The 26,020-nt window shown below is 64.6% G+C and carries 18 protein-coding genes and 2 pseudogenes; 12 read left to right on the top strand and 8 right to left on the bottom strand.

Annotated features, from left to right (window positions below; all coding sequences use genetic code 11):
- Genes M1E10_RS23270 through M1E10_RS23250 form a run of 5 tightly spaced genes read left to right on the top strand, consistent with a single transcriptional unit; the run spans position 1 to position 6,788 of the window.
- The gene (locus M1E10_RS23270; protein ID WP_499175153.1) at positions 1-1,332 is read left to right on the top strand and encodes an FAD-binding protein; all 1,332 of its coding nucleotides are present in this window, start codon (positions 1-3) and stop codon (positions 1,330-1,332) included.
- The gene (locus M1E10_RS23265) at positions 1,329-2,078 is read left to right on the top strand and encodes an SDR family oxidoreductase (protein ID WP_499175152.1); all 750 of its coding nucleotides are present in this window, start codon (positions 1,329-1,331) and stop codon (positions 2,076-2,078) included. Before M1E10_RS23270 ends, M1E10_RS23265 begins: the two co-directional genes overlap by 4 nt.
- A 2-nt stretch (positions 2,079-2,080) precedes the next feature.
- Positions 2,081-3,643: a hypothetical protein gene (locus M1E10_RS23260; RefSeq protein WP_499175151.1), complete on the top strand. Its 1,563-nt coding sequence runs from the start codon at positions 2,081-2,083 to the stop codon at positions 3,641-3,643.
- Positions 3,640-5,208, top strand: coding sequence for a DUF2339 domain-containing protein (locus M1E10_RS23255; RefSeq protein WP_499175150.1), 1,569 nt, complete (start codon positions 3,640-3,642; stop codon positions 5,206-5,208). The genes M1E10_RS23260 and M1E10_RS23255 overlap by 4 nt, the downstream gene beginning before the upstream one ends.
- Positions 5,163-6,788: a hypothetical protein gene (locus M1E10_RS23250; RefSeq protein WP_499175149.1), complete on the top strand. Its 1,626-nt coding sequence runs from the start codon at positions 5,163-5,165 to the stop codon at positions 6,786-6,788. The genes M1E10_RS23255 and M1E10_RS23250 overlap by 46 nt, the downstream gene beginning before the upstream one ends.
- On the opposite strand, the gene M1E10_RS23245 is transcribed toward M1E10_RS23250, so the two are convergent.
- The 6 genes and pseudogenes from M1E10_RS23245 to M1E10_RS23220 all read right to left on the bottom strand — a co-directional run bounded on the left by M1E10_RS23245 (position 6,770) and on the right by M1E10_RS23220 (position 14,301).
- The gene (locus tag M1E10_RS23245) at positions 6,770-7,942 is read right to left on the bottom strand and encodes a glycosyltransferase family 87 protein (protein ID WP_499175148.1); all 1,173 of its coding nucleotides are present in this window, start codon (positions 7,940-7,942) and stop codon (positions 6,770-6,772) included. The two genes, M1E10_RS23250 and M1E10_RS23245, sit on opposite strands and share 19 nt — an antisense overlap.
- A 124-nt stretch (positions 7,943-8,066) precedes the next feature.
- The gene (locus tag M1E10_RS23240; protein WP_499175147.1) at positions 8,067-8,891 is read right to left on the bottom strand and encodes an ion transporter; all 825 of its coding nucleotides are present in this window, start codon (positions 8,889-8,891) and stop codon (positions 8,067-8,069) included.
- A gap of 72 nt (positions 8,892-8,963) precedes the next feature.
- Positions 8,964-9,224 carry a hypothetical protein gene (locus M1E10_RS23235; RefSeq protein ID WP_499175146.1) on the bottom strand — a complete coding sequence of 87 codons (261 nt, stop codon included), beginning with the start codon at positions 9,222-9,224 and terminating at the stop codon, positions 8,964-8,966.
- 144 nt (positions 9,225-9,368) lie between these two features.
- Positions 9,369-10,482: pseudogene (locus M1E10_RS23230) on the bottom strand (ABC transporter permease).
- A gap of 2 nt (positions 10,483-10,484) precedes the next feature.
- Positions 10,485-13,232 carry an ABC transporter ATP-binding protein/permease gene (rbbA, locus tag M1E10_RS23225; RefSeq protein ID WP_499175145.1) on the bottom strand — a complete coding sequence of 916 codons (2,748 nt, stop codon included), beginning with the start codon at positions 13,230-13,232 and terminating at the stop codon, positions 10,485-10,487.
- 16 nt (positions 13,233-13,248) lie between these two features.
- The gene (locus M1E10_RS23220) at positions 13,249-14,301 is read right to left on the bottom strand and encodes an HlyD family secretion protein (RefSeq protein ID WP_499177285.1); all 1,053 of its coding nucleotides are present in this window, start codon (positions 14,299-14,301) and stop codon (positions 13,249-13,251) included.
- Positions 14,302-14,625: 324 nt separating this feature from the next.
- On the opposite strand from M1E10_RS23220, the gene M1E10_RS23215 reads away from it, so the two are divergent.
- The 6 genes from M1E10_RS23215 (at position 14,626) to M1E10_RS23190 (ending at position 20,593) form a co-directional block, all read left to right on the top strand.
- A complete protein-coding gene (locus M1E10_RS23215) occupies positions 14,626-17,235 on the top strand; it encodes an HAD family hydrolase (protein ID WP_499175144.1) in 2,610 nt (869 codons plus the stop codon).
- 110 nt (positions 17,236-17,345) lie between these two features.
- Complete coding sequence (gene blh, locus M1E10_RS23210) at positions 17,346-18,644, top strand: bifunctional sulfur transferase/dioxygenase Blh (RefSeq protein ID WP_499175143.1); 1,299 nt, start codon at positions 17,346-17,348, stop codon at positions 18,642-18,644.
- The gene (bigR, locus tag M1E10_RS23205) at positions 18,635-18,982 is read left to right on the top strand and encodes a sulfite-sensing transcriptional repressor BigR (RefSeq protein WP_499175142.1); all 348 of its coding nucleotides are present in this window, start codon (positions 18,635-18,637) and stop codon (positions 18,980-18,982) included. Before blh ends, bigR begins: the two co-directional genes overlap by 10 nt.
- A complete protein-coding gene (locus tag M1E10_RS23200; RefSeq protein WP_499175141.1) occupies positions 18,979-19,389 on the top strand; it encodes a YeeE/YedE family protein in 411 nt (136 codons plus the stop codon). The genes bigR and M1E10_RS23200 overlap by 4 nt, the downstream gene beginning before the upstream one ends.
- Positions 19,386-19,817 carry a DUF6691 family protein gene (locus M1E10_RS23195; protein ID WP_499175140.1) on the top strand — a complete coding sequence of 144 codons (432 nt, stop codon included), beginning with the start codon at positions 19,386-19,388 and terminating at the stop codon, positions 19,815-19,817. Before M1E10_RS23200 ends, M1E10_RS23195 begins: the two co-directional genes overlap by 4 nt.
- On the top strand, positions 19,814-20,593 hold the full coding sequence (locus tag M1E10_RS23190) for a sulfite exporter TauE/SafE family protein (protein ID WP_499175139.1): 780 nt from the start codon (positions 19,814-19,816) through the stop codon (positions 20,591-20,593). The genes M1E10_RS23195 and M1E10_RS23190 overlap by 4 nt, the downstream gene beginning before the upstream one ends.
- 166 nt (positions 20,594-20,759) lie before the next feature.
- Here the strand turns inward: M1E10_RS23190 and M1E10_RS23185 are convergent.
- Both M1E10_RS23185 and ppsA read right to left on the bottom strand, forming a co-directional pair.
- Positions 20,760-22,174, bottom strand: a pseudogene (locus tag M1E10_RS23185) (heavy metal translocating P-type ATPase); the annotation flags it as partial.
- Between the two features lie 288 nt (positions 22,175-22,462).
- Positions 22,463-24,883 carry a phosphoenolpyruvate synthase gene (gene ppsA, locus M1E10_RS23180; protein WP_499175138.1) on the bottom strand — a complete coding sequence of 807 codons (2,421 nt, stop codon included), beginning with the start codon at positions 24,881-24,883 and terminating at the stop codon, positions 22,463-22,465.
- 152 nt (positions 24,884-25,035) lie between these two features.
- Here ppsA and M1E10_RS23175 point away from each other — a divergent pair, with 152 nt between their 5' ends.
- Positions 25,036-26,016: a glucokinase gene (locus M1E10_RS23175; protein WP_499175137.1), complete on the top strand. Its 981-nt coding sequence runs from the start codon at positions 25,036-25,038 to the stop codon at positions 26,014-26,016.
- The last annotated feature ends 4 nt before the right edge of the window (positions 26,017-26,020 follow it).

Here is a 26,020-nt window from a genome sequence, read left to right as displayed (position 1 = left end):
ATGATACTAGAAGGTTGGGGCCGATATCCCCGGCTTGTGAGCGAGGTGCATGACTGCGCAACGCCTGCGGCGGTGGCAGATGCTACGGGACACCTATCCGGTATGATCGCTCGTGGAAACGGTCGCTCCTACGGCGACGCCGCCCTGGGTGATGCTGCGACCCTCATGTGCCGCGGGCTCGGCCGGATGAAGAGCTTCGATCCCGAGACGCGACTGCTGACGGTCGAGGGCGGCACGATGCTCTCTGACATCCTCGACGCCTTCGTTCCCCGCGGCTATTTCCCACCGGTGGTGCCGGGCACGAAGTTCGTCACGGTCGGAGGGATGATCGCTTCTGACGTACATGGCAAGAACCATCATCGGGACGGCGGGTTTGGCGCGCATGTCGTCAACTTCAAACTGGTCCTGCCGGATGGGGGCGTGCTCACGTGCAGCCGCGATGAAAACCCCGAGCTTTTCTTCGCCACGATCGGCGGGATGGGCCTGACGGGCGTCATCATCGAGGCGTCCTTTCACCTGAACCGGATCGAGACGGGCTGGATCAGCCAGGACACGATCGTCGCGCGCGATCTTGGCGAAGCTCTGGCCGCGTTGCAGGCCGTGAACGACACCTCCTATTCCGTCGCCTGGATCGACTGCCTTTCCCGTGGCGCCTCCCTCGGACGCTCGCTGATCTTTGCCGGTGAACACGCAACCCGCGAGCAGCTGTCTGCACGCATGCCCGCTGCAGATGCCTTCCCGCCGCAGAAAAAGGCGAAGCTCGCGCTTCCGATCGACTTTCCCGCCTGGGCGCTCAATCGCGCCAGCGTTTCTCTCTTCAACGAAGCCTATTTCCGGGCCGGAGCGCGCAAGGCGGCGGCACCGTCGCTGGTGCACTGGAACCCCTACTTCTTCCCGCTGGACGGCATCGGTCAATGGAACCGCCTCTACGGCAAGAGCGGCTTCCTGCAGCACCAGTGCGTTGTGCCTGATAACAACGCGCTGTCGGTGCTCGGAGAGATCCTTCAGCGGTTTGCCGACTCCGGCAAGGGATCGTTTCTTGCGGTGCTGAAAAAGCTCGGCTCCGGGACCGGTCTCCTCTCCTTTCCCACCCCCGGCTACACGCTTGCGCTCGATCTTCCGGTCACCGACGATGTGTTTCCTCTGCTGGAAGAAATCGACCGGACCGTTGTCGACGCGGGGGGACGGCTCTATCTGGCCAAGGATGCGCGACAGTCGCGCCAGACATTCGAGGCCGGCTACCCGCAATTACCCGAATTCAGAGATATCCGGCGTTCGATCGGTGCAGACCACCGCTTCGGATCCCGTCTCGCAACAAGGCTTGGCATATGACCAAAACTGGCAAGAGCGTTCTACTGTTGGGCGCTACCTCCGACATTGGGCGGGCCACCGCCCTCACCTACGCGCTGGCAGGTTGGGACGTGCAACTGGCGGGGCGTAACCTGGAGGCGGTCCAGCGAGAGGCCAACGACATCGGCACGCAGAGTGGCACAAGCGTCAGCGTCCATCGCCTCGATATCCTGGACAGCGAGCGGCTCGAGGAGTTTCTGGCAGGTTTGCCTGCCCTGCCTGACACAGTGGTCTGCGCGGTCGGTGAACTCGGAGAGCAGCCGCGCGCGGAGAAGGACGCCGAGCACGCCCGGGTGGTGATGCGGACGAACTTTGAAGGCCCCGCCTTGCTTCTCGGGCTGATCGCCGAGCGTTTTGCTGTGCGCGGATCGGGCGCCATCGTCGGCATCAGTTCGGTGGCCGGGGATCGTGGCAGGGCTTCGAACTATATCTATGGCGCCGCCAAGGCCGGCTTTACTGCCTTTCTCTCCGGTCTAAGGAACAGGCTTGCCGGCGCAGGCGTGCGGGTTGTCACGATCAAGCCCGGCTTCGTCCGCACTCGCATGACAGCCGGAATGAAGCTTCCCGGACCACTGACGGCGGAGCCAAAGGAGGTCGCCGCTGCGATCTTCGCCGCAGCCGAAGCGAAGTCGAGGCGCGACGTGATCTATGTGCGCGGCATCTGGTGGCCGCTGATGGCCGTGATCCGGTCCATCCCCGAGCCGATCTTCAAGAAGCTGCGGCTGTAGTGATGGGGGCGGTCCAAAGCACGGCGAGGGAGGGACGCACGCGCCTTTCGCTGTCTCCGGCAGCTGTCGTCCTGGCGATCGGTTTCGTCTGTGCCCTGGTTCTCGCTCTGCCGGGCGTGACCATCACGACCAAATCCCTCGACGAATTGTTTCTGATCTTCGACGGCATCCATCGTGCCGTGATGGGGCAGGTCCCCAGCCGCGACTTCAGCACGGCGCTCGGCCCTCTTGCCTTTTACGGTCCCGCTGCGGGTTTCGGTCTGACCGGCAGCCTGGGTGCCGCCATGCCCGTTGCGATGGCACTGTTCACGGCGATCATGGCGCTGATCGCCAGCCATGTTCTGGTTTCACGCCTGCACCCTTTTCTGGCAATCGCCTTCGCAGCGTTTCTGCTGCTTATTCTCGCCGCGCCGATGAACCTCGGCGACGCCGTCACGGCCCTGTCGTTTGCCATGTTCTACAACAGGATCGGGTGGGTGGCTCTTGCCATTCTGCTGGTACTGTATCTCCCGCCTGATCGCATGGCCCGCGGCTCCATCCTGCTGGATGCCGTCGCCGCCGCCGCGCTGACCCTCATCATGATCTATCTGCGCGTCTCCTACGGGCTCGTTGGGCTTGGCTTTCTCCTGTTCATGACGACCGATCGCAGTCAGCTTCGCTGGGCCGCTCTGGCCATTGTTCTGACTGCGCTGGTGCTGCTGGTCGTCGAACTCCTCTGGGGTGGCAGCTCGACCTATCTGCGGGACTCCTGGCAGGCGATGCGTGAGACGAGCGCGGACTATCTGCAGCTGGGTGTGGCCCATCTGGCCGATTTCCTGCTGCTTTCGCTTCTCGCCGGGCTGGCATTGTGGCGCCATTGGAGCGACAGGGACTTCGTCTTCTTCATCTTCTGCTGTGCAGTCGGGCTCTGGCTCCTGAGCCAGAACGTCCAGGGATGGGGGATCATCTCTGTCCATGCGGCCGCCGCCGTGGCCGCCCAGCGGCTCTTGCAGCAGATCGACGAGGGGTCCGAAGCCTACGAAGGCGGATTCGTCAACCGGAGCGGCGTCAAGCTGTTCTTCCTCGCCTTCGTGCTGCCGACGGCGCTTCACTGCGGCATGGCGCTTGCCTTGCATGCCGGCGCCGCGACGGTGCGGGCGGGGCAGGCAGTGGAGCTTCCCCGCCTGTCCGGTATCCGCCTCGCCGATCTCTGGACGGGCGGCGACTTTGGCGGCGGCCGGTGGTATCTTTCGACCGTGGACGACGGGCTTTCTCTTCTTGCCCGGCAGGAGATGCCGATCGGACGCCTCACCGTGGTGGGAGCCGTTGACGCCTTCAGCCCCGCGCTTGGCCTGTCTGCTGCCGAGGGCGGCGTCATGGACCTGCGCTGGAGCGGCATGCAGGCCATCTCCCCAGAGCGCAGCCTGGCAGGAGCCGATACCATCCTGTTCCGAAATCCGGGAGAAACGCCGGCCGGTGCCGCTGCGCAATATCTCGAATTTGCAAACCGGAACTTCTCCAGGATCGGCGAGAGCCAACACTGGATCCTGTTCCGGCGAAGCCAGCCGACCGCCGTTCCGGAATGAGCGCGACCGCTCCCCGTTGGGCCCGACGCCATGCGGCAGCCCTCTGCATCGCGGCGATGACGATCGTCTGCGCCTTAATGCTGGCATTGCCGGGTCGTACGGTGACCGCTGCTTTCACGAACGATGTGCTGATCTTCCTCGACGGCGCCCACCGGATCGCCTCCGGTCAGCTCCCCAACCGGGACTTTCACACCGCTCTCGGCCCGCTCGTCTTCCTCATTCCTGCGGCAGGCTACTGGCTGACCGGCAATCTCGGGGCTGCCATGCCGGTTGGAATGGCCGTTCTTCTTCTCGCGGTCATGCCGGCATTCATCGCGATCCTGAACTCTCGCCTGCATACGCCGATCGCGGTGGCACTGGGGGCCTTCCTGATCCTGATCCTCGCCGCTCCGATCAACCTGGGAAGCCCTGTCTCGCTTCTCTCGTTTGCCATGTTCTACAACCGCATCGGCTGGGTGGCCTTGAGTCTGCTCCTCGTGATGTACCTGCCTGCGCGAGAGCGGGGCGTGACGGGCGAGATTGCGGATGCCATGGCCGCTGCCCTGCTGTTGCTGCTGCAGTTCTACACCAAGGCCACGTATGGGCTCGTCAGCCTGGGCTTCATCGCGTTCATGCTGACGGACGAGAAGCAGCGCCGCTGGGCTGCCGGGAGCCTGCTGCTCACCCTGGTCGCAGCGGCTGTGATCGAGCTGGGCTGGGGCGGCACCCGGCAGCATGTCGAGGACCTGATGGCTGCGGCGCAGGTCAGCGGCGGTCGCGATCTGGCGAGCCTCGTCCGGCCCGGCTTGAACAATCTTGCGGATCTTACCGTCTTCGCCATTGCCGCCGGCGTCGCCCTGTGGCGAACGCGCAGTCTTCGCGACCTTCTCTTCTACGGCTTCTGCGTCACGGCCGGCCTTCTCATTCTCGCTCAGAACGCGCATGGCTGGGGCATCATCACGCTTTACTCGGGAGCGGCGGTTGCAACGGAACTGCTCTTCCGCCTCCACGCCGGAATAGAGAGAGATGTCGCCGTACGACGCCCTTCGCTCGCCGACGGTCTGCCCTTGCTTCTCGCCTTTCTTCTGCTGCCCCCAATCGTCCATCATGGAGCCGTTCTCGCACGGCATGCCATGCTTGCCGCCACAGATGCCGGCAGATCTCTCGGTCTGCCAAAGCTGCGGGACCTGCGGATTCCTGAACGGGCCGACTCCCCCGGTTTCATGACCCGCTACCACGACAGCATCGAGAGCGGCGGCAAGCTGCTGCTGTCGTTGTCACCCAAACCCGAGCGCGTGGTGGTTCTGGATTTCGTCAATCCGTTCTCTGCGGGGCTTGGGCTGCGCCCCCCCGCCGGTGACAGTTCCTGGCTGCACTGGGGAAGGAATATCGATGGCAACACACATCCCGACCCTGAAGTCATGTTCGCCGATGCCCAGTTCGTCATGATCCCCAAGGTCGGCATCAACAGCCTGCCCTTGCAGCAACTCTACGGTCCATTCATATCCAGAAACTTCCAACTCGTGCAGGAGACCGACGCTTGGATCGTCTACGAGAAACGGCAGCCGCGGGAGACGATGCGGTGACGGAGGCAACGGACGCCCGACGACCTGCCTCCGCACCTCGTCTGCCGACGTGGCTGCGGGCCATAGGCCTGCGAGGTGCGATCCTGTGGCTGGGCCTCGTTCTCGCGGCGCTTCTGGCCGCGCCCGGCAAGACGGTGACGACGAAATACGTCAACGACCTGTTCATCTTCCTGGATGGGGCGCAACGGATCTGGTCGGGCCAGGTCCCGAACGTCGACTTCCACACATCGCTCGGCCCTCTTGCCTTCTACATTCCGGCTGCCGGCTACGGTCTCTCCGGCGCCATGAGCGCCGCCATGCCGGTGGGAATGGCACTGGTGGTCCTCGTGATCGCGGTCATCGCGTCGGAGGTGATCGCAAGCCGGATGAGCGCATTGATCGGCCTGCCGCTTGCGGTTTTCCTGCTTCTGATCGCCGCCGTTCCCGCCAATCCCGGCGAATGGATCGGCGAGCTCACCTTTGCCATGTTCTACAACCGCATCGGCTGGGCCTGCCTTGGTCTGCTTCTGGTCCTGTATCTGCCCCGGCAGCCGGACCAGCCCCGGCGCGACGTGCTGGATGCGCTCTGCGCCGCCTGCCTCTCGCTGCTGATGCTGTACACCAAGATCACCTACGGCCTGATGGCCGTGGCGTTTCTCAGCCTGATGCTCCTCGATCGCCGGCAGCGTACCTGGGCTGCCATCGCGCTGGCCATGATCGTCGTCTCCGTCGCCGTCATCGGCCTCGTCTGGCGGGGCAGCCTCAACCACATCGCAGACCTTCGGCTGGCGAGCAGCGTCAGCGGCGAGTTGCCGAGCTTTCGGGTGATGGCGGACATTGTCCTGAAGAACCTCGCGGACATCGCCGTCTACGCAATCTTCGCGGTGGCGCTGCTCCTTCTTCTACGGCGTCTTCGCGATCTCCTGTTCGTCGGCTTCTGTGGCGCCAGCGGGCTGTTGATCATCGAGCAGAACTTTCAGATCGTCGGCATCCTGACGCTGGGCGCCAGCGCAGCGGTCATCGCCGAACTGCTGCTGCGGGCGGACCTTCCGTCACGTCGGCGAACCTGGGCGCGAGGCTTCCCGCTGCTGCTGCCGGTGCTGCTTGTGCCGGCTTCCGCCAGTCATGCCATCAGCCTGTCGATGCATGCGGTCTATGCCGTCGCCGACAAGGGCGAGCAGCTGGCGCTTGCGGACTTTGAAGGGATAAGGCTCGTCCCGATGTGGAGCCAGGGGCAGTATGACTTCTTTCGCCGGTATAACCTCTCGATCGCCGATGGCTCTGCCGCGCTCGCCAACCTGGACGGGCCCGTGGAACGCCTTGCGGTGCTGGATTTCGTCAATCCCTTTTCCGCGGGCATGGCGCTCCTGCCGCCGGTCGGCGACAGCCCCTGGTATCACTGGGGCCGCACCCTGAACCGGCAGCATTATCCGCCGGCGGAGGAGATCTTTGCGGATGTCGCGGTGATCATGGATCCGAAGTCACCCATCGAGGTCTGGACGGCCAACGGCATGAGAGAGATCTATGCGGACTATATAGCCTCGCGGTACCGGCTGGTCGCGGAGACGGGCGACTGGCGTATCTACCGCCGAACAAACTGACGAGCCGGGTATGACGTCTGCCGTTCGTTGGCAATGAGGCCAAGGAGAAGCAGGACGAGCGACCAGCCGTAGACAGAGCCGATCGTAAGCTGCACCCAGGGAGCCGCGCCGAACTGCGCCAGGACGAGCGGCACCGGGATGGTGAGGGCCACTGCGACCGGCCATGTCCAGGGTCTCCGCCAGTGATGCAGGAGGACCGGCAGCAGAAACAGGGTATAGTGGATCCAGCCGAGCGGTGACGCCAGAAGCGCTGCGACGAGCGCAAAGCTGCTGACATCCATCGTCACGGGTTTTCGCCAAGCAGCCCATGCCGCAAGCGTCAGGAGCAGGAGGGCGCTGAGCACGGTCCCGAGCAAGGGCAGCCCCGCCCGCGCCGCAAGTCCCGCGAGGGAGGCGTTGGTGAGAAAGACGGCGCGATCGCCATCGGAGGCCACCAGGCTCAACCAGTCGAGATAGATCTGCGGCCCGAAGACGGCGAGCGGAATTGCGGCAACGACGGCAGCCGTGGCGGCTGCGACAAGAGGCGGTCGCCAGTAGCCCGCAAGAAAGAGGAGCACCGGCCAGACGAGGAAATTCGGCTTCATCGACACCAGTAGGCCGATCATGATACCCGCCTGAACAAGCTTTCCCCGCTCCAGCGACAGCCAGGCGACGACGGCCGCCAGCACCAGCGGCGTATAGATCTGCCCAAGGAACAGGGTGTCCCAGAAGCCCGCCAAGGCAAAGGCCCAGAGCCCGAGGAGGATGGCTTCGAGACCTTCGCTGTAGCGTCGCAGCAGCAGGACGACAGCGGCCAGATAGCAGACGAGGGAAATGACCCACCAGACCCGCAGCGCGGTGTCCAGATCCGCGACGTCGAAGAGCTGGAAGAGGAGCGCGGAGATCGGCGGGTTCAGGTTCGGGTTCCAGGCCTCAAAGCCCGGGAAGACCACATGTGGCGTCAGCGGGGGGTAGATGCCGTAGGGATCCAATCCAGCTGCGGCAGCACGCCCGGAGGCGACGAAGGCGCCGAAATCCCAAAAGCCGTGATCCGACACGACACGCGGAAACTCGAAATTGATAGCCCACAGCGAGAGAAGCGCGAGCCCGATCGGAAACAGCAGCTGAAAAACACGGTGCTGCTGGCGCGACGCAGGAGGTTGTCTCGCATCCATCTGTCTATCTCCTGCCTCGGCTGTGGATCACTGCGCACTCAGCAGGACCGAACGTGCGGCGCTTGCGAAAGTTGCACTATGATCCCCGGTCCGCCAGCAAGGCCCGAGGCCGCGCCGTCGTACGCTATGGAAGGTCTTCCTGGCGCTTTGCATTCTCCCGAACGCGGAGGTCATTGCGCAGGGACGTGACTTCGGCCCGCAGGGCGCGCAATTCGGCCAGCACCGTTATCGAATCGTCGTGCAGCGTCTGTCGGTCGGCCGTGGCGGAAGCCTCGGAATCCTGCTGCATGGCGGATACGATCACACCGATGAACAGGTTCAGAACCGCGTAGGTGGACAGCAGGATAAAGGGCACGAAGAAGGCCCAGGCCTGCGGGTGGACCTCCATGACTGGCCGGACGATGCCCATCGACCAGCTTTCCAGCGTCATCACCTGGAAGAGCGTGTAGAGCGAGGCCGTCAAGGTGCCGAACCAGTCGGGGAAGTTCTGGCCGAAGAGATTGGTGGCCATGACCGCAGCGACGTAGAAGAGCATGGCCATCAGCACCAGGATGGATGTCATGCCCGGCAAGGCCGAGATGAGGCCGCCCACCACCCGTCGCAGCGCCGGCATCGTCGAGATCAGCCGCAGCACCCGCAGGATCCGAAGGGCACGCAGCACCTGGAACGGACCGGTGGCCGGGATGACGGCGATGGCGACGACCGCGAAGTCAAACAGGTTCCAAGGATCGCGGAAGAACCGGGGTCCGAACGCGTAGACGCGCACCACCAACTCCGCCACGAAGATCGCCAGAATGGCCTGGTCCAGAAGATGGAGGAGCGGACCATAGGTGGCGATCATGTCCGGATAGGTCATGAGGCCCAGCACGATCGAATTCACAACGATGATCGCGATGATCACCTGCTCCCAAAGCCGGGAGCCGAGCAGCTTTACGAGCCTTTGACGCATTGCAATAAGTTCCCCTCAAATTGCGAGGAGGAAGAGCGCAACCCGCTGCATTCGTCAAGTGGCGGGAGGCTGCTAGTGCACCGATGGATCGTCCTCGCCGACGAAAGACGCCAGACCGTCGCGCTCGGCCGTGGCGAGGAACTCCTCCCATGCGTCCTTGTCCGTGGCGAAGGGTTCATCCCAGGTGGTCACATCCTCCGTTTGCGAAATGACCTCCATCTGCCAGTCCCCTTGCGTTCCGGCGGGTCGGTAGATGTCGACGAGGACGGTGATCCCGTCGTCTTCAAACTCCCCGGAAAATTCGGAGTGCTCGAGCTTCGGCTCCTTGGCCATCACGTGTGCTCCTGAGAGAATTGCCAGCAATGGCCACCGATACCGCAGGGACCGGCTTCAGGGCAAGCCGGTGATGCAAAGTGAGCCACAGGGCACGGATGCTGTTTCGTGGAACCGGCAACGGGGCACGGACAGTGTCACCGCCTAGACCAGTGATCTGCGGAAGCTGCGCAGCGAGAAGACGAAGAATATCAGGGCGATTGCCGCCAGCCATACGAACTGCGGCCATACCACGGACAACCCGGCGCCGCGGTAGAGGATCGCCTGTGCCATCAGGATGAAATGCGTGTTCGGCGCCGCCAGCATGATCGTCTGGATCATCTCCGGCATGCTTTCGCGCGGCGTGGTTGCGCCCGAAAGGATCTGCAGCGGCAGGAGGACGAGCATCAGGAGCAGGCCGAACTGCGGCATCGAGCCGGCAAGGGTGGCCAGCGCGATGCCCATGGCGGTGGTGGCCAGCAGATGAAGCGTGGCGCCCGCCATGAACAGGAGGAGCGAGCCTTTCGATCGGCACCTGCAGCAATCCCTGCACCACGACGATCAGCGACAGGAAAGTCGCGACAAGCACCACAAGCCCCATCGACCAGACCTTTGCCGCCATGATTTCGAAGGGTGTCAGCGGCATCACCAACAGGTGCTCCACCGTCCCGTGTTCGCGCTCGCGGATGAGGGCGGTGCCGGTCAGGATGATCGACAGCATGGTGACGTTGTTGATGACGTTCATCACCGACGCGAACCACATCTGGTTCAGCTCGGGATTGAATCGCGCGCGGAGCGTCAGGCCCACAGCCGCGCCGGCACCAGCCGCATCCATTGCGCCGAATCCAGCGACTTCGGAGGTGACGATGTTCTGGATGTAGCCGGAGCCCGAAAAGGCCTGGGTCATGCGGGTGGCGTCGACGTTGAGCTGGATGACCGGCGCCTTTCCGGCGATCAGGTCGCTCTGGAAGTTCGGCGGGATGTCGAGGGCGAAGGTATCCGTACCGGCATCCATGCGCGCGTCCATTTCCGCCGTCGAGATCATCACCGGCGGCTTGAAAAAGGGCGCAAGGAAAGCGTCGGCAATCCGCCGTGACAGCGGGGAGTTGTCCTCGTCGACGATGGCGATGGGGGCATTGTTCAATGTCTCCGGAACGGCCTTTGCTTCCGTGTAGACGGCTATGGTGAAGGCGTAGAGGATGAAGGCAAGGAGCGCTGGCTCGCGCATCAGGCCACGAAATTCCTTCACGCCGAGGTGGAAGATGGTCCCGAGCCGCATGGTCAGCGCGCCTGTTTCTTGAGGAGAAGGGCGGCGGTCGTGATCAGCAGCGGTCCGGCGACCAGGAGAGGCAGCAGGGCATCCCAGACATCGCCGAACGCCAGCGCCTTGGAGAAGGTGCCCCGGGCGACGATGTTGAAATAGGTGGTCGGATAGATCGCGCCGATCCAGGCGCCGAATCCCTGCAGCGACGACACGGGATCCATCATCCCCGAAAACTGCGTGGCGGGAATGATCGTCATCATCGTCGTCCCGAAGATGGCCGCGATCTGGCTGGACAGGAAACTCGAGACGAGCAGGCCGAAGGCCGTGGAGAAGGCGACATAGAGCACCGCTGCCAGCGCAAACGTCGGCAGGCTGCCGGTGAAGGGTACCTGGAAGACGAAGACGGCAAACAGCCAGAGCAGCACCGCGTTCGCCACCCCAAGTGCCAGATAGGGTAGCTGTTTGCCGAGCAGGAATTCGAGCCTGGTGACCGGCGTCACGTAGAAGTTGATGATCGAGCCCAGTTCCTTCTCCCGCACCACCGACAGGGCCGCGAGAATGGCCGGGATCAGCAGCAGGAGCAGCGGGATGACCGCCGGCACCATCGCGATGAGGCTTTCGATCCCCGGGTTGTAGCGAAAGCGTGTTTCGATGGCGAAGGAAGCCGCTGCGGCGTCGCCGTAAAGGGCGCGGGCCTGACGGGCCGTCCAGCTGGCATGCATCCCCTGCACATAGCCGCGGATCGTCTCCGCCCTCTGCGGCATCGCCCCGTCGATCCACGCTCCCACCTCGACATTGCTGCCGCGTGCGATGCGTTCGGCAAAGCCTGGCGGGATCTCGACCGCCAACGAAAGAGATCCTTCGCGCATGCGTCGGTCGAGATCGGCGTAGTCCTGGATCGGCGGCTGCTCGATGAAATACCGGGACCCGGAAATGTCGGCGACATAGTCACGGCTCGTCGACGTATTGTCGCGGTCGAGAACCGCAAACGTCAGCGCCTCGACATCCATGTTAATGCCGTAGCCAATGACGAACATCAGGATGACGCTGCCGACCAGAGCCAGCGTTGCCCGGATCGGATCTCGCCGCAGTTCCAGCGTCTCCCGGCGGCTAAAGCTCCAGACGCGGCGCGGGTCGAAAAGGCGGCGACGCCGCATGGCAGCAGGCCTCGGCGGCTCTGCGGGTTCTTCCAGCGCGACCTCGGAGCCGTCTTCCACCTGCGCGCCGACCTCGTCCTCCAGATAGGCGATGAAGGCGTCTTCAAGCGTTGCAGCATGGCGGCTGTCGCGGATGGCGGCCGGCGTGTCGGTCACCAGCACATGGCCGGCGTGCATCAGCGAGATGCGGTCGCAGCGCTCCGCCTCGTTCATGAAATGGGTGGAGATGAAGATCGTCACTTTTTCCTGGCGGGAAAGCGCGATCAGCATCTCCCAGAGCTGGTCTCTGGCGATCGGGTCCACGCCGGAGGTGGGTTCGTCGAGGATGAGGATCTCGGGTGAATGGACGAGCGCCACCGCCAGTGACAGGCGCTGGCGGATCCCAAGCGGCAGCGCATCCGGCAGCGCCTCCATCACGTCGAGCAACTGGAAGCGCCGGGCAAGCTCCAGGATCCGCGTCGGTATCGTGCTCGGCGCGAGCCGGAAGAGGCGGGCGTGCAGCTCGAGGTTCTGCCGGACCGTCAGCTCGGTGTAGAGCGAGAAGGCCTGGCTCATGTAGCCGACCCGTCTGCGGATCTCCATGTCGCGCGGATCGACCGGTTTGCCGAACAGCCGGGCGGTGCCGCTGCTGGCCGGCAAAAGGCCGGTCAGCATCTTCATCGTCGTGGTCTTGCCGCAGCCGTTCGAGCCGAGAAAACCGAAGATCTCGCCCCGGTGGATCCGGAAGCTGGCATTGTCGACGGCCGTGAAGTCGCCGAAGCGCATGGTAAGGCGCTCCGCCTCGATGGCGAAGTCGGAGCTCTCGGAGGAGAGATCGGGTGTTGGTGGGGGACGGTGCTTCTCGTGGTCCTGGACCGGCATCAGGGCGATGAAGGCTTCGTCGAGTGTCGAGGCCCCGGTCTTTGCCAGCAGTTCCGAAGGGGTGCCCGTGGCGAGGATCTGGCCCTGGTCCATCGCGACCAGCCAGTCGAAACGGGCGGCTTCCTCCATATAGGCGGTGGCGACGACGACGCTGATGTTGGGCCGTTCGCGGCGGATGCCGTCGATGAGGCGCCAGAACTGCCGCCGTGACAGAGGGTCGACGCCGGTCGTCGGCTCGTCGAGGATCAGGAGGTCCGGATCGTGGAGGAGGGCGCAGCAGAGGCCGAGCTTCTGCTTCATGCCGCCCGAAAGCTTGCCGGCCGGCCGATCCTCGAAGCCGGAAAGCCCGGTGAGCTTCAGGAGCGCGTGAATGCGCCGCTGTCGTTCCTCGCGTCCCTGTCCGAAGAGGCTGCCGAAGAAGTCGGCGTTCTCGAAAACGGAGAGCGTCGGGTAGAGGTTCTTGCCAAGCCCCTGCGGCATATAGGCAATGGCCGGGCAGACGCGGCTGCGGTGGCTGCCGCTGCGCATGTCGCCGCCCAGCACTTCCACATCGCCCCTCTGGATGACGCGTGCGCCGGCGATCAGGGATAGCAGCGTCGATTTCCCGACCCCATCCGGTCCGATGAAGCCGATCATCCGGCCGGCGGGAATGTCCAGCGTGACATCGTTCAGCGCGACCCGCTTGCCATAGGTGTGGCTCAGCTCTTTCAGCCGTGCGGCATAGGCGGGCTCCGCGGGGTCGCGCATGGCAGTCGCTCCCCGTCTATGGCGTGATGGGATTGGCAAGAAGGGCCGGCCATTCGGCAGCCGAGTCGAGCTTGACGTAGGCCTCGCCGGGAAGCCCCGTCTTCACCTGCGCCACATATTTCTGCAGCAGTTCCTCCGGCACCTGCGCCCGCAGGCGGAACATCAGCTTCTGGCGCTCCTCCTCAGTCTCCACCGTCTTCGGCGTGAACTGTGCGACATCCGACACAAAGGAAATTCGTGCGGGGATGACGTATTGCGGAGCGGCGTCGAGGATGATGCGGGCATCGCTGCCAATGGCGATGCGGCCGGCATCCGCCGTCGGCAGGAAGAAGGTCATGTAGACGTCGCCGACATCGAGCATGTTCAGAACGCGTCCGCCGGCCGCGACCACTTCGCCGGGACGCGCCACCAGGTACTGGATCCGGCCGCTGCGGGGCGCCTTGAGCTCGGCATCGCGCAGATCCGCCTCGAAGCGCTCGATCGTCGCCTGCGCCGCATCCACCGAAGCTTCCGCATCGATCACCTGGGAGCGGGCGGCACCAATCGCCGCGTCCGTGGCGGCGAGCTGAGCCTTGGCAGCAGACAGCGAGGCCTTGGCGGTCTCGACCCGGCTGCGGTCATCGTCGAGCGCCTGTTCGGACACTGTTCCGCTGCGGGAAAGCTGTTCGCTGCGCCCGAGGCGCTTCTGCGCCGATTGCAGCGCGATGTCGTTCTGGGCGACGACGGCCGCTGCAGCCTCCTTTTCAGCCAGCCTCTGGGTCACGACGCTTTGGGCAGTGTTGATGCTGACGCTGGCGCGCGCAAGCTGGGCTTCGGCTTCCCGCTTCTGGGCGCTGAGCTGTTCGATGTCCATGCGGGCGACCACCGTGCCCCTCTCGACGAAGTCACCCTCGCGCACGAGGACATCCGACAGTCGCCCAGCTGTCCGCGCGGCGACGTCGATCTCGGCGGCTTCGATGCGGCCGTTGCCGCTGGCGATCCCGGCCATTGCCTGTGCGCCCACGCGTGTGGACCAGTACTGCCAGCCGAAATAGCCGGCGATGGCCAGGGTGGCGAGGATGGCGCCCATCTTCCAGTATCGGGTCAATCTGCCCTCCTGCTGTGGCACGTTGGAGTGCATCCTCATGCGCTTCTTCGCACCGCAGATCCTTGACGAGGATCAATCCGCAGGGCGAGCTGCCCGATACACTTGGGTTCGCGGAGGCAATCGAAGGCCCCGCGGAACCTGAAGCTGCGTTGGTCGAGATCCATCGCCGGATACGATCTGCATCAATGCAGCCGCCGCTCGGTCCCTGCATCTGGATGTCATCTCCGACACCATAGGTGCTGCCGGCGATGCAGTCGGGCAGGCACCCAGCGGTGGCGGGCTACGGCGATACGGGAGGGCAGAGGCATGAAGTTGAAAGATCCCCATAGTCAGGCATTCAATACTTGCCTCGACACTCTGGAGACGAGTGTGGGTGGGCTCACCGCGGCGGAGGCGGCACGACGGCTGGAGGTGCACGGACACAATCAGCTGCCGGAAGCGCGTCGGCGCGGACCTGTTCGCCGGTTTCTGACCCAGTTCCACAACGTCCTGATCTATGTCCTCCTGGGGGCGGCCCTAGTGACGGCGTTGCTGCAGCATTGGGTGGACACGGGGGTGATCCTGGCCGTGGTGCTGGCCAATGCGGTGATCGGTTTCCTGCAGGAGGGCAAGGCAGAAGCGGCGATGGCGGCGATCAGGGACATGCTGGCTCCGCATGCCGCCGTCCTGCGCGACGGCGCGCGGGTGACTGTCAGCGGCACCGAGCTTGTGCCGGGCGACATCGTGCTGCTGGAGGCCGGTGACAAGGTGCCCGCCGACCTGAGGCTGATCGAGGCACAGGGTCTGGCCGCGCAGGAAGCGATGCTGACGGGAGAATCCGTCCCCGTCGAGAAGGCGACCAATCCGGTCGCGGAGGATGCCGCCCTTGGTGACCGCAGCTCGATGCTGTGGTCCGGCACGCTTGTCACGCAAGGGACGGCGAAAGGGCTGGTGGTTGCCACCGGAGCCTCGACCGAAGTCGGTCGCATCGGCGGACTTCTGGAGGGGGTCGAGCAACTGACGACACCGCTGGTCGCGCAGATGGATTATTTCGCACGCTGGCTGTCTTTCCTGATCCTGCTCATCTCCGCTCTGCTTCTGCTCTACGGCTACTTCGTCGGACATCGGGATTTCGCGGAATTGTTCATGGTCGTCATCGGCGTGGCCGTCGCGGCCATACCCGAGGGTCTACCCGCCGTCATGACCATCACGCTTGCAATCGGCGTGCAGGCGATGGCGCAACGCCATGCGATCGTCCGGCGTCTGCCGGCGATCGAGGCCATCGGCTCCGTTTCCGTGATCTGCACCGACAAGACGGGGACCCTTACACGCAACGAGATGATCGTGGCCGCCGCCGAGACACCTGACGGTGCGTTCGAGATTTCCGGCGAAGGCTATGCCCCGGAGGGCGTCGTGACGCCAAGCGGAGAGCTTGCGCGGCTGGCCCTCGCCGCGAGCCTGTGCAACGACGCGGAACTTGCCATGCGCGACGGTCAGTGGATGGTGGAAGGCGATCCGATGGAAGGGGCACTGCTGGCCTTCGCCGGCAAGATCCTCACCGGAAGCCGCCCGGACATGCGCCGGCTGGACGTCATCCCCTTCGACTCCCGCCACCGCTTCATGGCGGTCCTCAGCGAGGGGGGCGATGGCCGCACCACCTTCGTGAAGGGGGCACCTGAGCGCGTTCTGCGCATGTGCGATGGCATCGACTTCGGCCACTGGCACGATCGGGTCGAGGCAATGGCCTCGCGCGGTTTGCGTGTCCTCGCCCTTGCCGAACGGAGCGAAAGCAGCGACACCATCGATCCCGCATCCCTGCAGGGAAGCCTCCGGTTTCTCGGCCTTGTCGGTCTGATCGACCCGCCACGCCCGGAGGCGATCGCGGCCGTGGCCGAATGCCGTGCGGCCGGCATCCGCGTCAAGATGATCACCGGGGACCATGCCGGGACTGCTGCCGCAATCGCGGCTCAGATCGGTCTGGAGAACCCGACCCGCGTCCTGACGGGTGCCGATCTCGACAAGCTCGACGAGACACAGCTGGCGCTTGAGGTCGCAGGCGTCGATGTCTTTGCCCGCACCAGCCCGGAACACAAGCTGCGGCTGGTCACGGCGCTTCAGGCCAATGGCCTGACCGTCGCCATGACCGGCGACGGTGTGAATGACGCGCCAGCCCTTAAACGCGCGGACGCCGGCATTGCGATGGGGCGAAAAGGGTCCGAAGCTGCCAAGGAGGCTGCCGATCTCGTGCTTGCCGACGACAATTTCGCCTCCATTGCCGCGGCTGTCCGCGAGGGGCGTACGGTGTACGACAACCTCAGGAAGGTGATCAGCTGGACGCTGCCCACCAATGCCGGGGAGGCACTGGTGGTGGTGCTGGCGCTGCTGGTAGGGCTGGCTTTGCCGGTGACCGCAGTGCAGATCCTCTGGATCAACCTCATCACCAGCACAACGCTGGGGGTCGCACTTGCCTTCGAACCCACGGAGGCAGGTACCATGAGGCGGCCGCCACGCCGACGCAATACGCCCATCTTGTCGGGCGAGCTCGTGTGGCATGTCTCGCTGGTCGGCCTGCTGTTCCTCGCGGCCGTCTTCGGGGTCTTCTCCTACGCGATCGACCGAGGCTATCCGCTGGCGCTGGCACAGACGATGGCGATGAACACACTGGTCGTGCTGGAGGTCTTCCACCTCTTCTTCATCCGCAACATCTACAGCACCTCGCTGACCTGGGCGGCCATCCGTGGAACGAAGGTCGTGTGGGGGATCGTCATCACGGTCATCGTCGCCCAGTTCGCCGTCACCTATGTGGCGCCGCTGCAGGCGATCCTCGGCACCAGGCCGGTCGCGTTGCTGGACGGCCTGCTGATCGTGGCCGTTGGTGCCGTCTTCTTTGCCATCATCGAGATCGAAAAGCAGATCCGGCTGGGCTTGAGGCGGTGATTTTTTCAGGAGGTGACGGCACATCAGGATGGAATCGTCGGCTCATACTTGTATAATATACAATATTACATTATGTATTTTAATATCAGGTGATCAACCAGGAGCCAATCATGTCTTTCACGGCAATTACAGAGAAGCTATCGGTGTCCGAGCAGCCCAACGTCAAAGGGATTAAGCTATTCCGCGACCAGGGGTTCATGACGCTGCTCAACAACCGCCCCGACAACGAGGATCCTTCGCAGCCGAGCAGCGAGGCGGAACGGCAGGAGGCCGAACGGTGTGGTCTGGCCTATGCCTTCATCCCGGTGACCTCCGAGACCATCACTGAAGCGGATGTCCGCGCCTTCCAGCGCGTGCTGGAAGGGTCGCAGGGACCGGTGGTGGCGCACTGCAAGACCGGCACGCGCTCGCTCAACCTCTATCTGATCGGCGAGGCTCTGGATGGCCGCATGGCTGCCGAGGAGGTCGTCGAGTTCGGCCGCAGCCGCGGCTTCGACACGACATCCGCCGCAGCCTGGCTGAAGAAGCACGCCGCGCAGCGGCCTCAGGTGAAGGGCTTCTTCGACAAACGCACCTGGAGCGTCCAATACGTCGTCTCCGACCCCGAGACCCGCAAATGCGCCATCATCGATCCCGTGCTCGACTTCGACGAGAAGGCGGGAGCGACGGCACCCAAGTGCGCGGACGAGATCTTGGGCTACATCCGCGACCACGACCTGACGGTGGAATGGATCCTCGACACGCATCCGCATGCCGACCACTTCTCCGCAGCCCATTACTTGAAGGAAAAGACCGGTGCGCAGACCGCCATCGGCGAGCGCGTGGTCGATATCCAGAAGCTGTGGAAGGGGATCTACAACTGGCCGGAGCTTGACACGGACGGCTCGCAGTGGGACCGGCTCTTTGCCCATGGCGACACCTTCAAGGTCGGTTCCATCGAGGCAAAAGTGATGTTTTCTCCAGGGCATACGCTGGCCTCCATCACCTATGTGATCGGCGATGCGGCCTTCGTCCACGACACCCTGTTCATGCCCGACAGCGGCACGGCACGGGCGGACTTTCCCGGCGGGAACGCCCGGGTGCTGTGGCGCTCGATCCAGGACATCCTCGCCCTGCCCGACGAGACACGCATCTTCACCGGCCACGACTACCAGCCGGGCGGCCGGGCTCCTCGTTGGGAAAGCACGGTGGCCGACCAGAAGAAATTCAATGCTCATCTCGCCGGCGTGACGGAGGAGGCCTTCGTGGCGCTGCGGACGAAACGCGACAAGACACTGCCGATGCCGAAGCTGATCCTGCATGCTCTGCAGGTCAACATCCGCGGCGGGCGTCTGCCGGAACCGGAAGCCAACGGCAAGCGGTACCTCAAGTTTCCGCTGGATGCCCTGCAGGGAGCCGCATGGGAATGAACGGAGATCTGAAGCAGATGATGAAGGCCGGATTGTCCCCCACGGAGATGGCCGGCCGCGCCGGGGAGGTCGCGAACCTTCTGAAGACCCTCTCTCATCCGGCGCGCCTGATGATCGTCTGCACCCTCGTGGACGGCGAGTATTCCGTCGGCGAACTGGAAGACAAGGTCGACGTCCACCAGCCGCATCTGTCGCAGCATCTGACCGTGCTGCGCGGATCCGGCATCGTCGAAACGCGCCGCGAGGGCAAGCAGATCTTTTACCGGCTGACGGAGGAGAAGGCCGCGCAACTGGTGGGAGCCCTCTACGAGATCTTCTGCGCAAAGGACGTAACATGAGAACCTACCTTGCATCTCTGCTCGGCGGCATGCTGATCGGCACCTCCGCCGTCATGCTTCTGCTTCTGAACGGCCGCATCGCCGGGATCAGCGGCATCGTCGGACGCCTTGTCCAGGGCGTCCAGACGGCGACCAATCTGGCCTTCGTGATCGGGCTGCCTCTTGGCGTGCTCGTCTATCTCCTGGCCTTTGGCGGCTGGCCGGAAGTGCGCATGACGGTTGGCCTGCCGCTCATCGTTACGGCCGGACTGCTGGTCGGCTTCGGCTCGCGGATGGGATCCGGCTGCACCAGCGGCCACGGCGTCCTCGGACTGGCGCGCCTGTCGCAGCGCTCCATGGTCGCGGTCGCCACTTTCCTGACTGCGGGTGTCGTCGCGGTCGCTCTCCTGCGGGGGCTTGGCCTATGAACCGGACCGTTCTTCAAGTTGTGTCGGCACTGGCGTCGGGCATCGTCTTCGGCTTTGGCCTGTCTCTGTCCGGGATGCTGAACCCCGCGCGCGTCCAGGGCTTCCTCGACATCTTCGGCGCCTGGGATCCGAGCCTTGCCTTCGTGCTCGGCGGCGCCGTCGCGGTCGCCTTCGTCGGTGTCCGGACCATGAAACGGATGAAGCATCCGGCCTTCGACGACAGCTTTCATGTGCCGACCAACAACCGCATCGACGCACCGCTGGTGGTGGGCTCGGCTCTCTTCGGCCTCGGCTGGGGGATCGGTGGCTTCTGCCCGGGCCCGGCGATTGCCGCCCTGATGATCGGCCTGCCGGAGACGGTCGTCTTCGTCGTCGCCATGCTGGTCGGCATGACCTTCCATGACCGGGTGTGGAGCAGACGGACGTGACCTATTCCATCCTGTCGGCGGTGGCGTCGGGCGGCGCGGTCGGCTTCCTGCTCGGCCTCCTCGGCGGCGGTGGCTCGATCATCGCCACGCCTTTGCTGCTCTATGTCGTCGGCGTCAGCCAGCCGCATGTGGCGATCGGCACGGGCGCGCTTGCCGTCTCGGTGAATGCCTTTGCCAATTTTGCCAGCCACGCCGCCAAGGGGCACGTCTGGTGGCGATGCGCGGCGGCATTCTCCGTCCTCGGCGCCATCGGGGCGCTCGGCGGCTCGAGCCTCGGCAAGGCCATGGACGGCGATCGGCTGGTCTTCTTCTTCGCCATCCTGATGGCCGTCGTCGGCCTCCTGATGCTGCGACCGAAGAAGCTCGTCGAGGTTGAATGCCGGCCGGTCGATCTGAAGATGTGCCTGGCGACCGGTGCCGTGGCGCTGGCGGCCGGTGCCGCCTCCGGTTTCTTCGGCATTGGCGGCGGTTTCCTGATCGTGCCGGGCCTGATGCTGGCGACCGGCATGCCGATGATCAACGCCGTCGGCACCTCGCTTCTCTCCGTCGGCACCTTCGGGCTTGCGACCGCTCTGAACTATGCAAGCTCCGGCCTCGTCGACTGGGTGCTGGCGGCGCAGTTCATCGGCGGCGGCGTTATCGGCGGAATTCTGGGCATGCTGCTCGCCGTGCGCCTCAGCGGCTACAGGAGCATCCTCAACCGCCTGTTCGCGGCCCTTGTCCTCGTCGTCTCCGGATACATGCTCTACCAGAGTTGGGGAGAGTTCTTCGCCTGACGGGGAGTTACACGCCTTCGAGCCGGGGCTTGATGCGCAGGGCGCGCAACGCATTAACGATGACCGCCACGTCGATGACCTCCTGAAGCAGCGCCCCCTGCACAGGGTTGAGATAACCGAGCGCCGCAGCGATCATGCCGGCAACCGACAGTCCGATCCCCGCCGCGACGCTCTGCAGCGCGATCTGTCGGGCCCGTTGCGCCACCTCGATCCCCGGCAGCAGGCGATCCAGATGGTCGACCAGGAGAACCACATCCGCCGCTTCGGCAGAGGCCGCTGCCCCGCGCGCGCCCATGGCGACGCCGACATCGGCGGCAGCCAGGGCGGGCGCGTCGTTGACCCCGTCGCCGACCATCATCACCGGACCGTTCTTGCGCTCGGCGATCACCAGAAGGACCTTCTGGTCCGGAATCAGGTCGGCGCGCACGCCATCGAGGCCGAGCCCCTGCGTTATTGCCTCGGCGACGGCCCGCCGGTCGCCGGTCGCCAGCAGGATGCGGGCGATGCCCAGCCGTCGCAGCCCCGCCAACAGGTCGCCAGTGCCTTCGCGGAGCGCGTCCGACATCACCAGGCGACCCTGGAGCTTCCCGTCGACCGCAACGGCCACGATCACCGAACCCGCGTCCTGCACCCTGCTTTCAGGCTCGTGCCGATCTGCGCTCTCACGAAGCCTGGCCCGCCGACGACGACTTCCCTGCTGCCGACCGTGCCCGTGAGCCCTTCGCCGGGCGTCTCGAGCACATGGGCGGGCAGGGCAAGCGCCATGCCCTTCGCCTGGGCCGCAGCGACGATCGCCTGCGCCATCGGGTGTTTCGATGCCTGCTCCAGGGCGGCGGCAAGGGCGACGATCTCGTCAGCCGACATTTCGCCGAACGTCTCGACGGAGACGATCTGCGGCCTCCCGTCGGTCAGTGTGCCGGTCTTGTCGAGGATCAGCGTCTTGATCTGCGCCAACGATTCCAGCGGTTTGGCGCCCTTGATCAGCACGCCAAAATGGGCCGCACGCGACAGCCCGGCCACCAGTGCCACCGGAACGGCGAGGATCAGCGGACAGGGCGTCGCCACCACCAGCACCGCAACGGCGCGGATGGGATCGCCGGTTAACCACCAGGCCGCGGTCGCCAGGAATACCGTCAGGCCGAGAAACCAGAGCGAATAGCGATCCGCCATCCGCGACATCGGCGCCTTGGACTTCTGTGCCGCCTCCACCAGGCGGACGATTCCGGCATAGGTGCTGTCGGCAGCGCGGTGGGTTGCCCGCAGATCGAAGGCCTCGCCGGCATTGGTAGAGCCGCTCATCACCTCCATGCCCCGATCACGCCGCACCGGCATGGGCTCCCCCGTCAAGGCGGACTGGTCGAGCAGGGCCCGGTCGCTCTCGACCGTACCGTCCACGGGTGCCACGTCCCCCTGGCGGATCAGCAGCAGATCGCCCGGCAGGATGTCTGCGAGCGGCACCTCCTCGAGCGATCCCGCGCCGTGCCGTGTCGCCGTCCGCGGCACGCGCGACAGAAGATCGCTCATCTCGCGCCGGGCACGGCCTTCCGCATAGCTTTCGAGGAAGGTCCCGCCGGCATACATTACGGCGACAACGGCTGCGGCAAGCGTTTCGCCGAAGAAGAGCGCCGCCGACATCGACAGGGCCGCCACGATGTCGAGGCCGACCTCGCCCTTTGCGATGCTCCGGACGATCTCGACCAGCAGGGCGGCGAGCACCGGCAGGACACCCGCCGCCCAGACGACGTCAGCGAGTTCGCTTTCTGCCGCCATCAGCCCCAGGCCGGAGACCAGACCGGCCAGCGCCACAGCCAGCAAAGCGATGTTGAGGCGGCTGTGCGACAGTGGGTCCATCAAGCCGGTGTCCTGAGTTTATCCACCGGCAGATACCCTGAGGCTGGCAGCAGCCGTTCGTTTCCCCTCCGCCTCGGCCACCTTCTGCTTCACGGCGACAAAGCTGTCCGGGCTGACGGAGATGCTGTCGATGCCGCAATCCACCAGGAACTTCGCGAATTCCGGGTGGTCGCTCGGGGCCTGGCCGCAGATGCCGATCTTCGCGCCAGCCTTGCCCGCCTCGGTGATGACGTTGTGGATCATCCACTTCACCGCATCGTCCTGCTCGTCGAAAAGTTCAGCGAGCTCGCCGGAATCGCGGTCAACTCCGAGCGTCAGCTGGGTCAGATCGTTCGAGCCGATCGAGAAGCCGTCGAAGTGCTCGGCGAACTGCTTGGCGAGGATGACGTTCGAGGGGATCTCGCACATCACATAGACCTGCAATCCGTCAACGCCGCGGCGCAGACCGTTCTCCTCCATGACCTGCAGCACCTTCTTCGCCTCCGCGACGGACCGGCAGAAGGGTATCATAATGATCACGTTGCGGAAGCCGAGTTCATTGCGCAACTTGCGGATGGCCCGGCATTCGAGCGCAAAGCCCTCGCGGTAGCGCGGGGAATAATAGCGCGACGCGCCGCGAAAACCGATCATCGGGTTTTCCTCGTCCGGCTCGAATTCGGCGCCGCCGATCAGTCCCGCATATTCGTTCGTCTTGAAGTCGCTCATGCGCACGATCACCGGCTTCGGATAGAGCGTCGCGGCGATGCGCGAGAGCCCTTCGGCGAGCTGGTCGACGAAATAGGCCGGCTTGTCGTCATAGCCGGCGGTGATGGCGGCAATCTCCTGCTTGGCCGCCTCGTCCTTCAGCCGGTCGAAATGGACGAGCGCCATCGGATGGATGCGGATGGCATTGCTGATGACGAACTCCATGCGGGCAAGGCCGACACCATCTGCCGGCAACTTCCACCAGCGGAAGGCGGCACCTGGGTTGCCGATGTTCAGCATGACCTTCGTCTTCGTTTCCGGCACGTCGTCCATGTTCAGCGTCTCGACGGCGTAGTCCGCGAAGCCCTCATAGACCTGACCCTCGTCGCCCTCGGCGCAGGAGACGGTGATCTCCTGTCCCGTATGCAGGAGATGCGTCGCATTGCCGGTGCCGACGATCGCCGGCAGGCCGAGTTCACGGCTGACGATGGCGGCATGCGAGGTGCGCCCGCCATGGTCGGTGACGATGGCGGCTGCCCGTTTCATGATCGGCACCCAGTCCGGATCGGTGGTCGAGGTGACGAGGATCGAGCCGTCAACGAACTGGTCGATGTCCTTGGCGGAATCGATCAGGCAGACGGTGCCGGAGATGATCGCATCGCCGATCGCCAGGCCGCTGACGAGCGTCTTGCCCTTGCTCTGGATCCGATAGGACTTGAAGACGGCGGCCTCGCGGTTCGATTGCACCGTCTCCGGCCGCGCCTGCACGATGAAGAGCTGCCCGGTCTCGCCGTCGCGCGCCCACTCCATGTCCATAGGGCAGCCATAATGGTGCTCGATGGTCACGGCCCAGCGGGCGAGCTTCAGGATCTCGTCGTCGCGCAACACCAGCGCCGCGCGCTCCGCCCTGGAGGTCGGCACGTTGCGCGTCGGCTGCTCCTGCGTACCGTAGATCATCTTGATCGCCTTGGCGCCGCGCTTGCGGGCGATGATCGGGCTAAGCGAAGGGTCGCCGAGAAGCGGCTTGAAGACCTGGTATTCATCCGGATCGACGGTGCCCTGCACGACGTTTTCACCCAATCCCCAGGCGGCATCGATGAGCACGACCTTGTCGAAGCCGGTCTCCGTGTCGATCGAGAACATCACGCCCGATCCGCCGATGTCGGAGCGCACCATCTGCTGCACGCCGATCGAAAGCGCCACCTTCATGCGGTCGAAGCCCTTTGTCTGGCGGTAGGAGATGGCGCGGTCGGTAAACAGCGAGGCGTAGCAGCGCCGGCAGGCGTCGAGCAGCGATGTTTCGCCGGCGATGTTGAGATAGGTTTCCTGCTGGCCGGCAAAGCTTGCGTCCGGCAGGTCCTCGGCCGTGGCGTTGGAGCGCACCGCGACGCTGGCATTGTCGCGACCGGCGCGCTTCGACAGCTCTTGATAGGCCGTGAGGATCGCGTCTGCGGTTGCCTTCGGCCACTCGCCGTGGAGGAAGAGCTTCCGGACAGCCGCGCCGGTTTCCGGAAGGCTGGCCTTGCCCTTGGTCCATTCGCCGATCAGCTCGGTCATTGCTGCGCGGATGCCGTTCTCGTCCACATAGTTCCAATAGGCGTCCGCAGTGGTGGCAAAGCCGGCCGGAACGTCCACGCCCTGTTTGCCAAGCGTCTGGATCATTTCTCCGAGAGAGGAATTCTTGCCACCCACCTTGGCGACGTCGACGCGTCTGAGGTCTTCGAACCAGACGACGGGAGAAGATGCATCACTCATTGCTGACCTCCATAGGCAAGCGGTTCGCCGGATGCGGTTGCTTGCGATGACGTGAGGCTAATTGCAGGGCGCGTCCGCAACCTTGATCCTTGTCAAGGTGACGGGGCTCTCCCTGTCACACCTTGGACCGGGTGAGGACAAGGAGATGCACCATGATACCCAGGAGACGGACGGCGATTGCCGGAGAGGTCGGACCGACACATGTCCGGTTTGCCGTCATCGACATCGATAAACTGCGCCTCGATCACTTCGTCAATTTCCGGTGCGGCGACTTCACGTCGATCGAACAGGCACTGGCCTCCTATCTGCGCTCGCTGCCGGCGCATCCCGATGTGCTGAGCCTTGCCGTCGCGGGCACCGTCGCTCACGATCGCGCTTCCGTCGTAGGCAGCGGCTGGCACTTCACGCGCCGGCACCTGGAGACGGCAATGTCGATGCGGCATGTGACCCTGATCCGGGACATATCGGCCATGGCGCTCGCCCTGCCATTGCTGGAGCCGCACGAGATCGAGCAGATCGCCGGCGAGGCACCCTTCATAGACAGGCCAAAGATCGTCATGAGCTTTGGCCATTTCCTTGAAGCAGCTACCATCATTCCCGTCGAGGACGGCTGGATGGCGCTTGCTGGCGCCGCCGGCGAGATGTCCCTTGGAGGCTGTGATGCCGACGAGATCGAGCTTCTGAAGCATGCCGGGGCCGACGGTCCGATGTCGGCCGCCAACCTGCTGTCGAGCCAGGCCCTCCAACGGCTCTACGTCCACCTGCTGAGCCGCGAGGGAAGAGTGGCGGACGGCAATCTGCACGACAGCCTGGCCACCGGACTAGCAAAGCAGGATGCCGTTGCAGTGGAAGCATCGCAGATCTTTTCTCACTGGCTTGGCCGGCGGATTGGCGATCTTGCTCTACTCAACGGCGCAGAAGGCGGTGCCTATCTTGTCTCCGACGAGGGGAGCTACGGGCTCGACGTGCTCTCGCCGCACGCCCTGCGCCAGGGCTTCGAGGCCGGTCGCACTGGCTCCGGCGTCGCCAGGCTCCCGCTGTTCCTGGCCCGTTCGCCAACGGCGGTGCTGCGCGGTGCAGCGCTTGGCATCCAGTTTGACCAAGATCATGGCGCCGGGCTGCCGGCTGCCTAGTCTT

Source organism: Rhizobium sp. PK7-22 (assembly GCF_056530405.1).
Note: the sequence above shows the minus strand (reverse complement) of the source record. Positions and strands in the feature narration are given on the sequence as shown.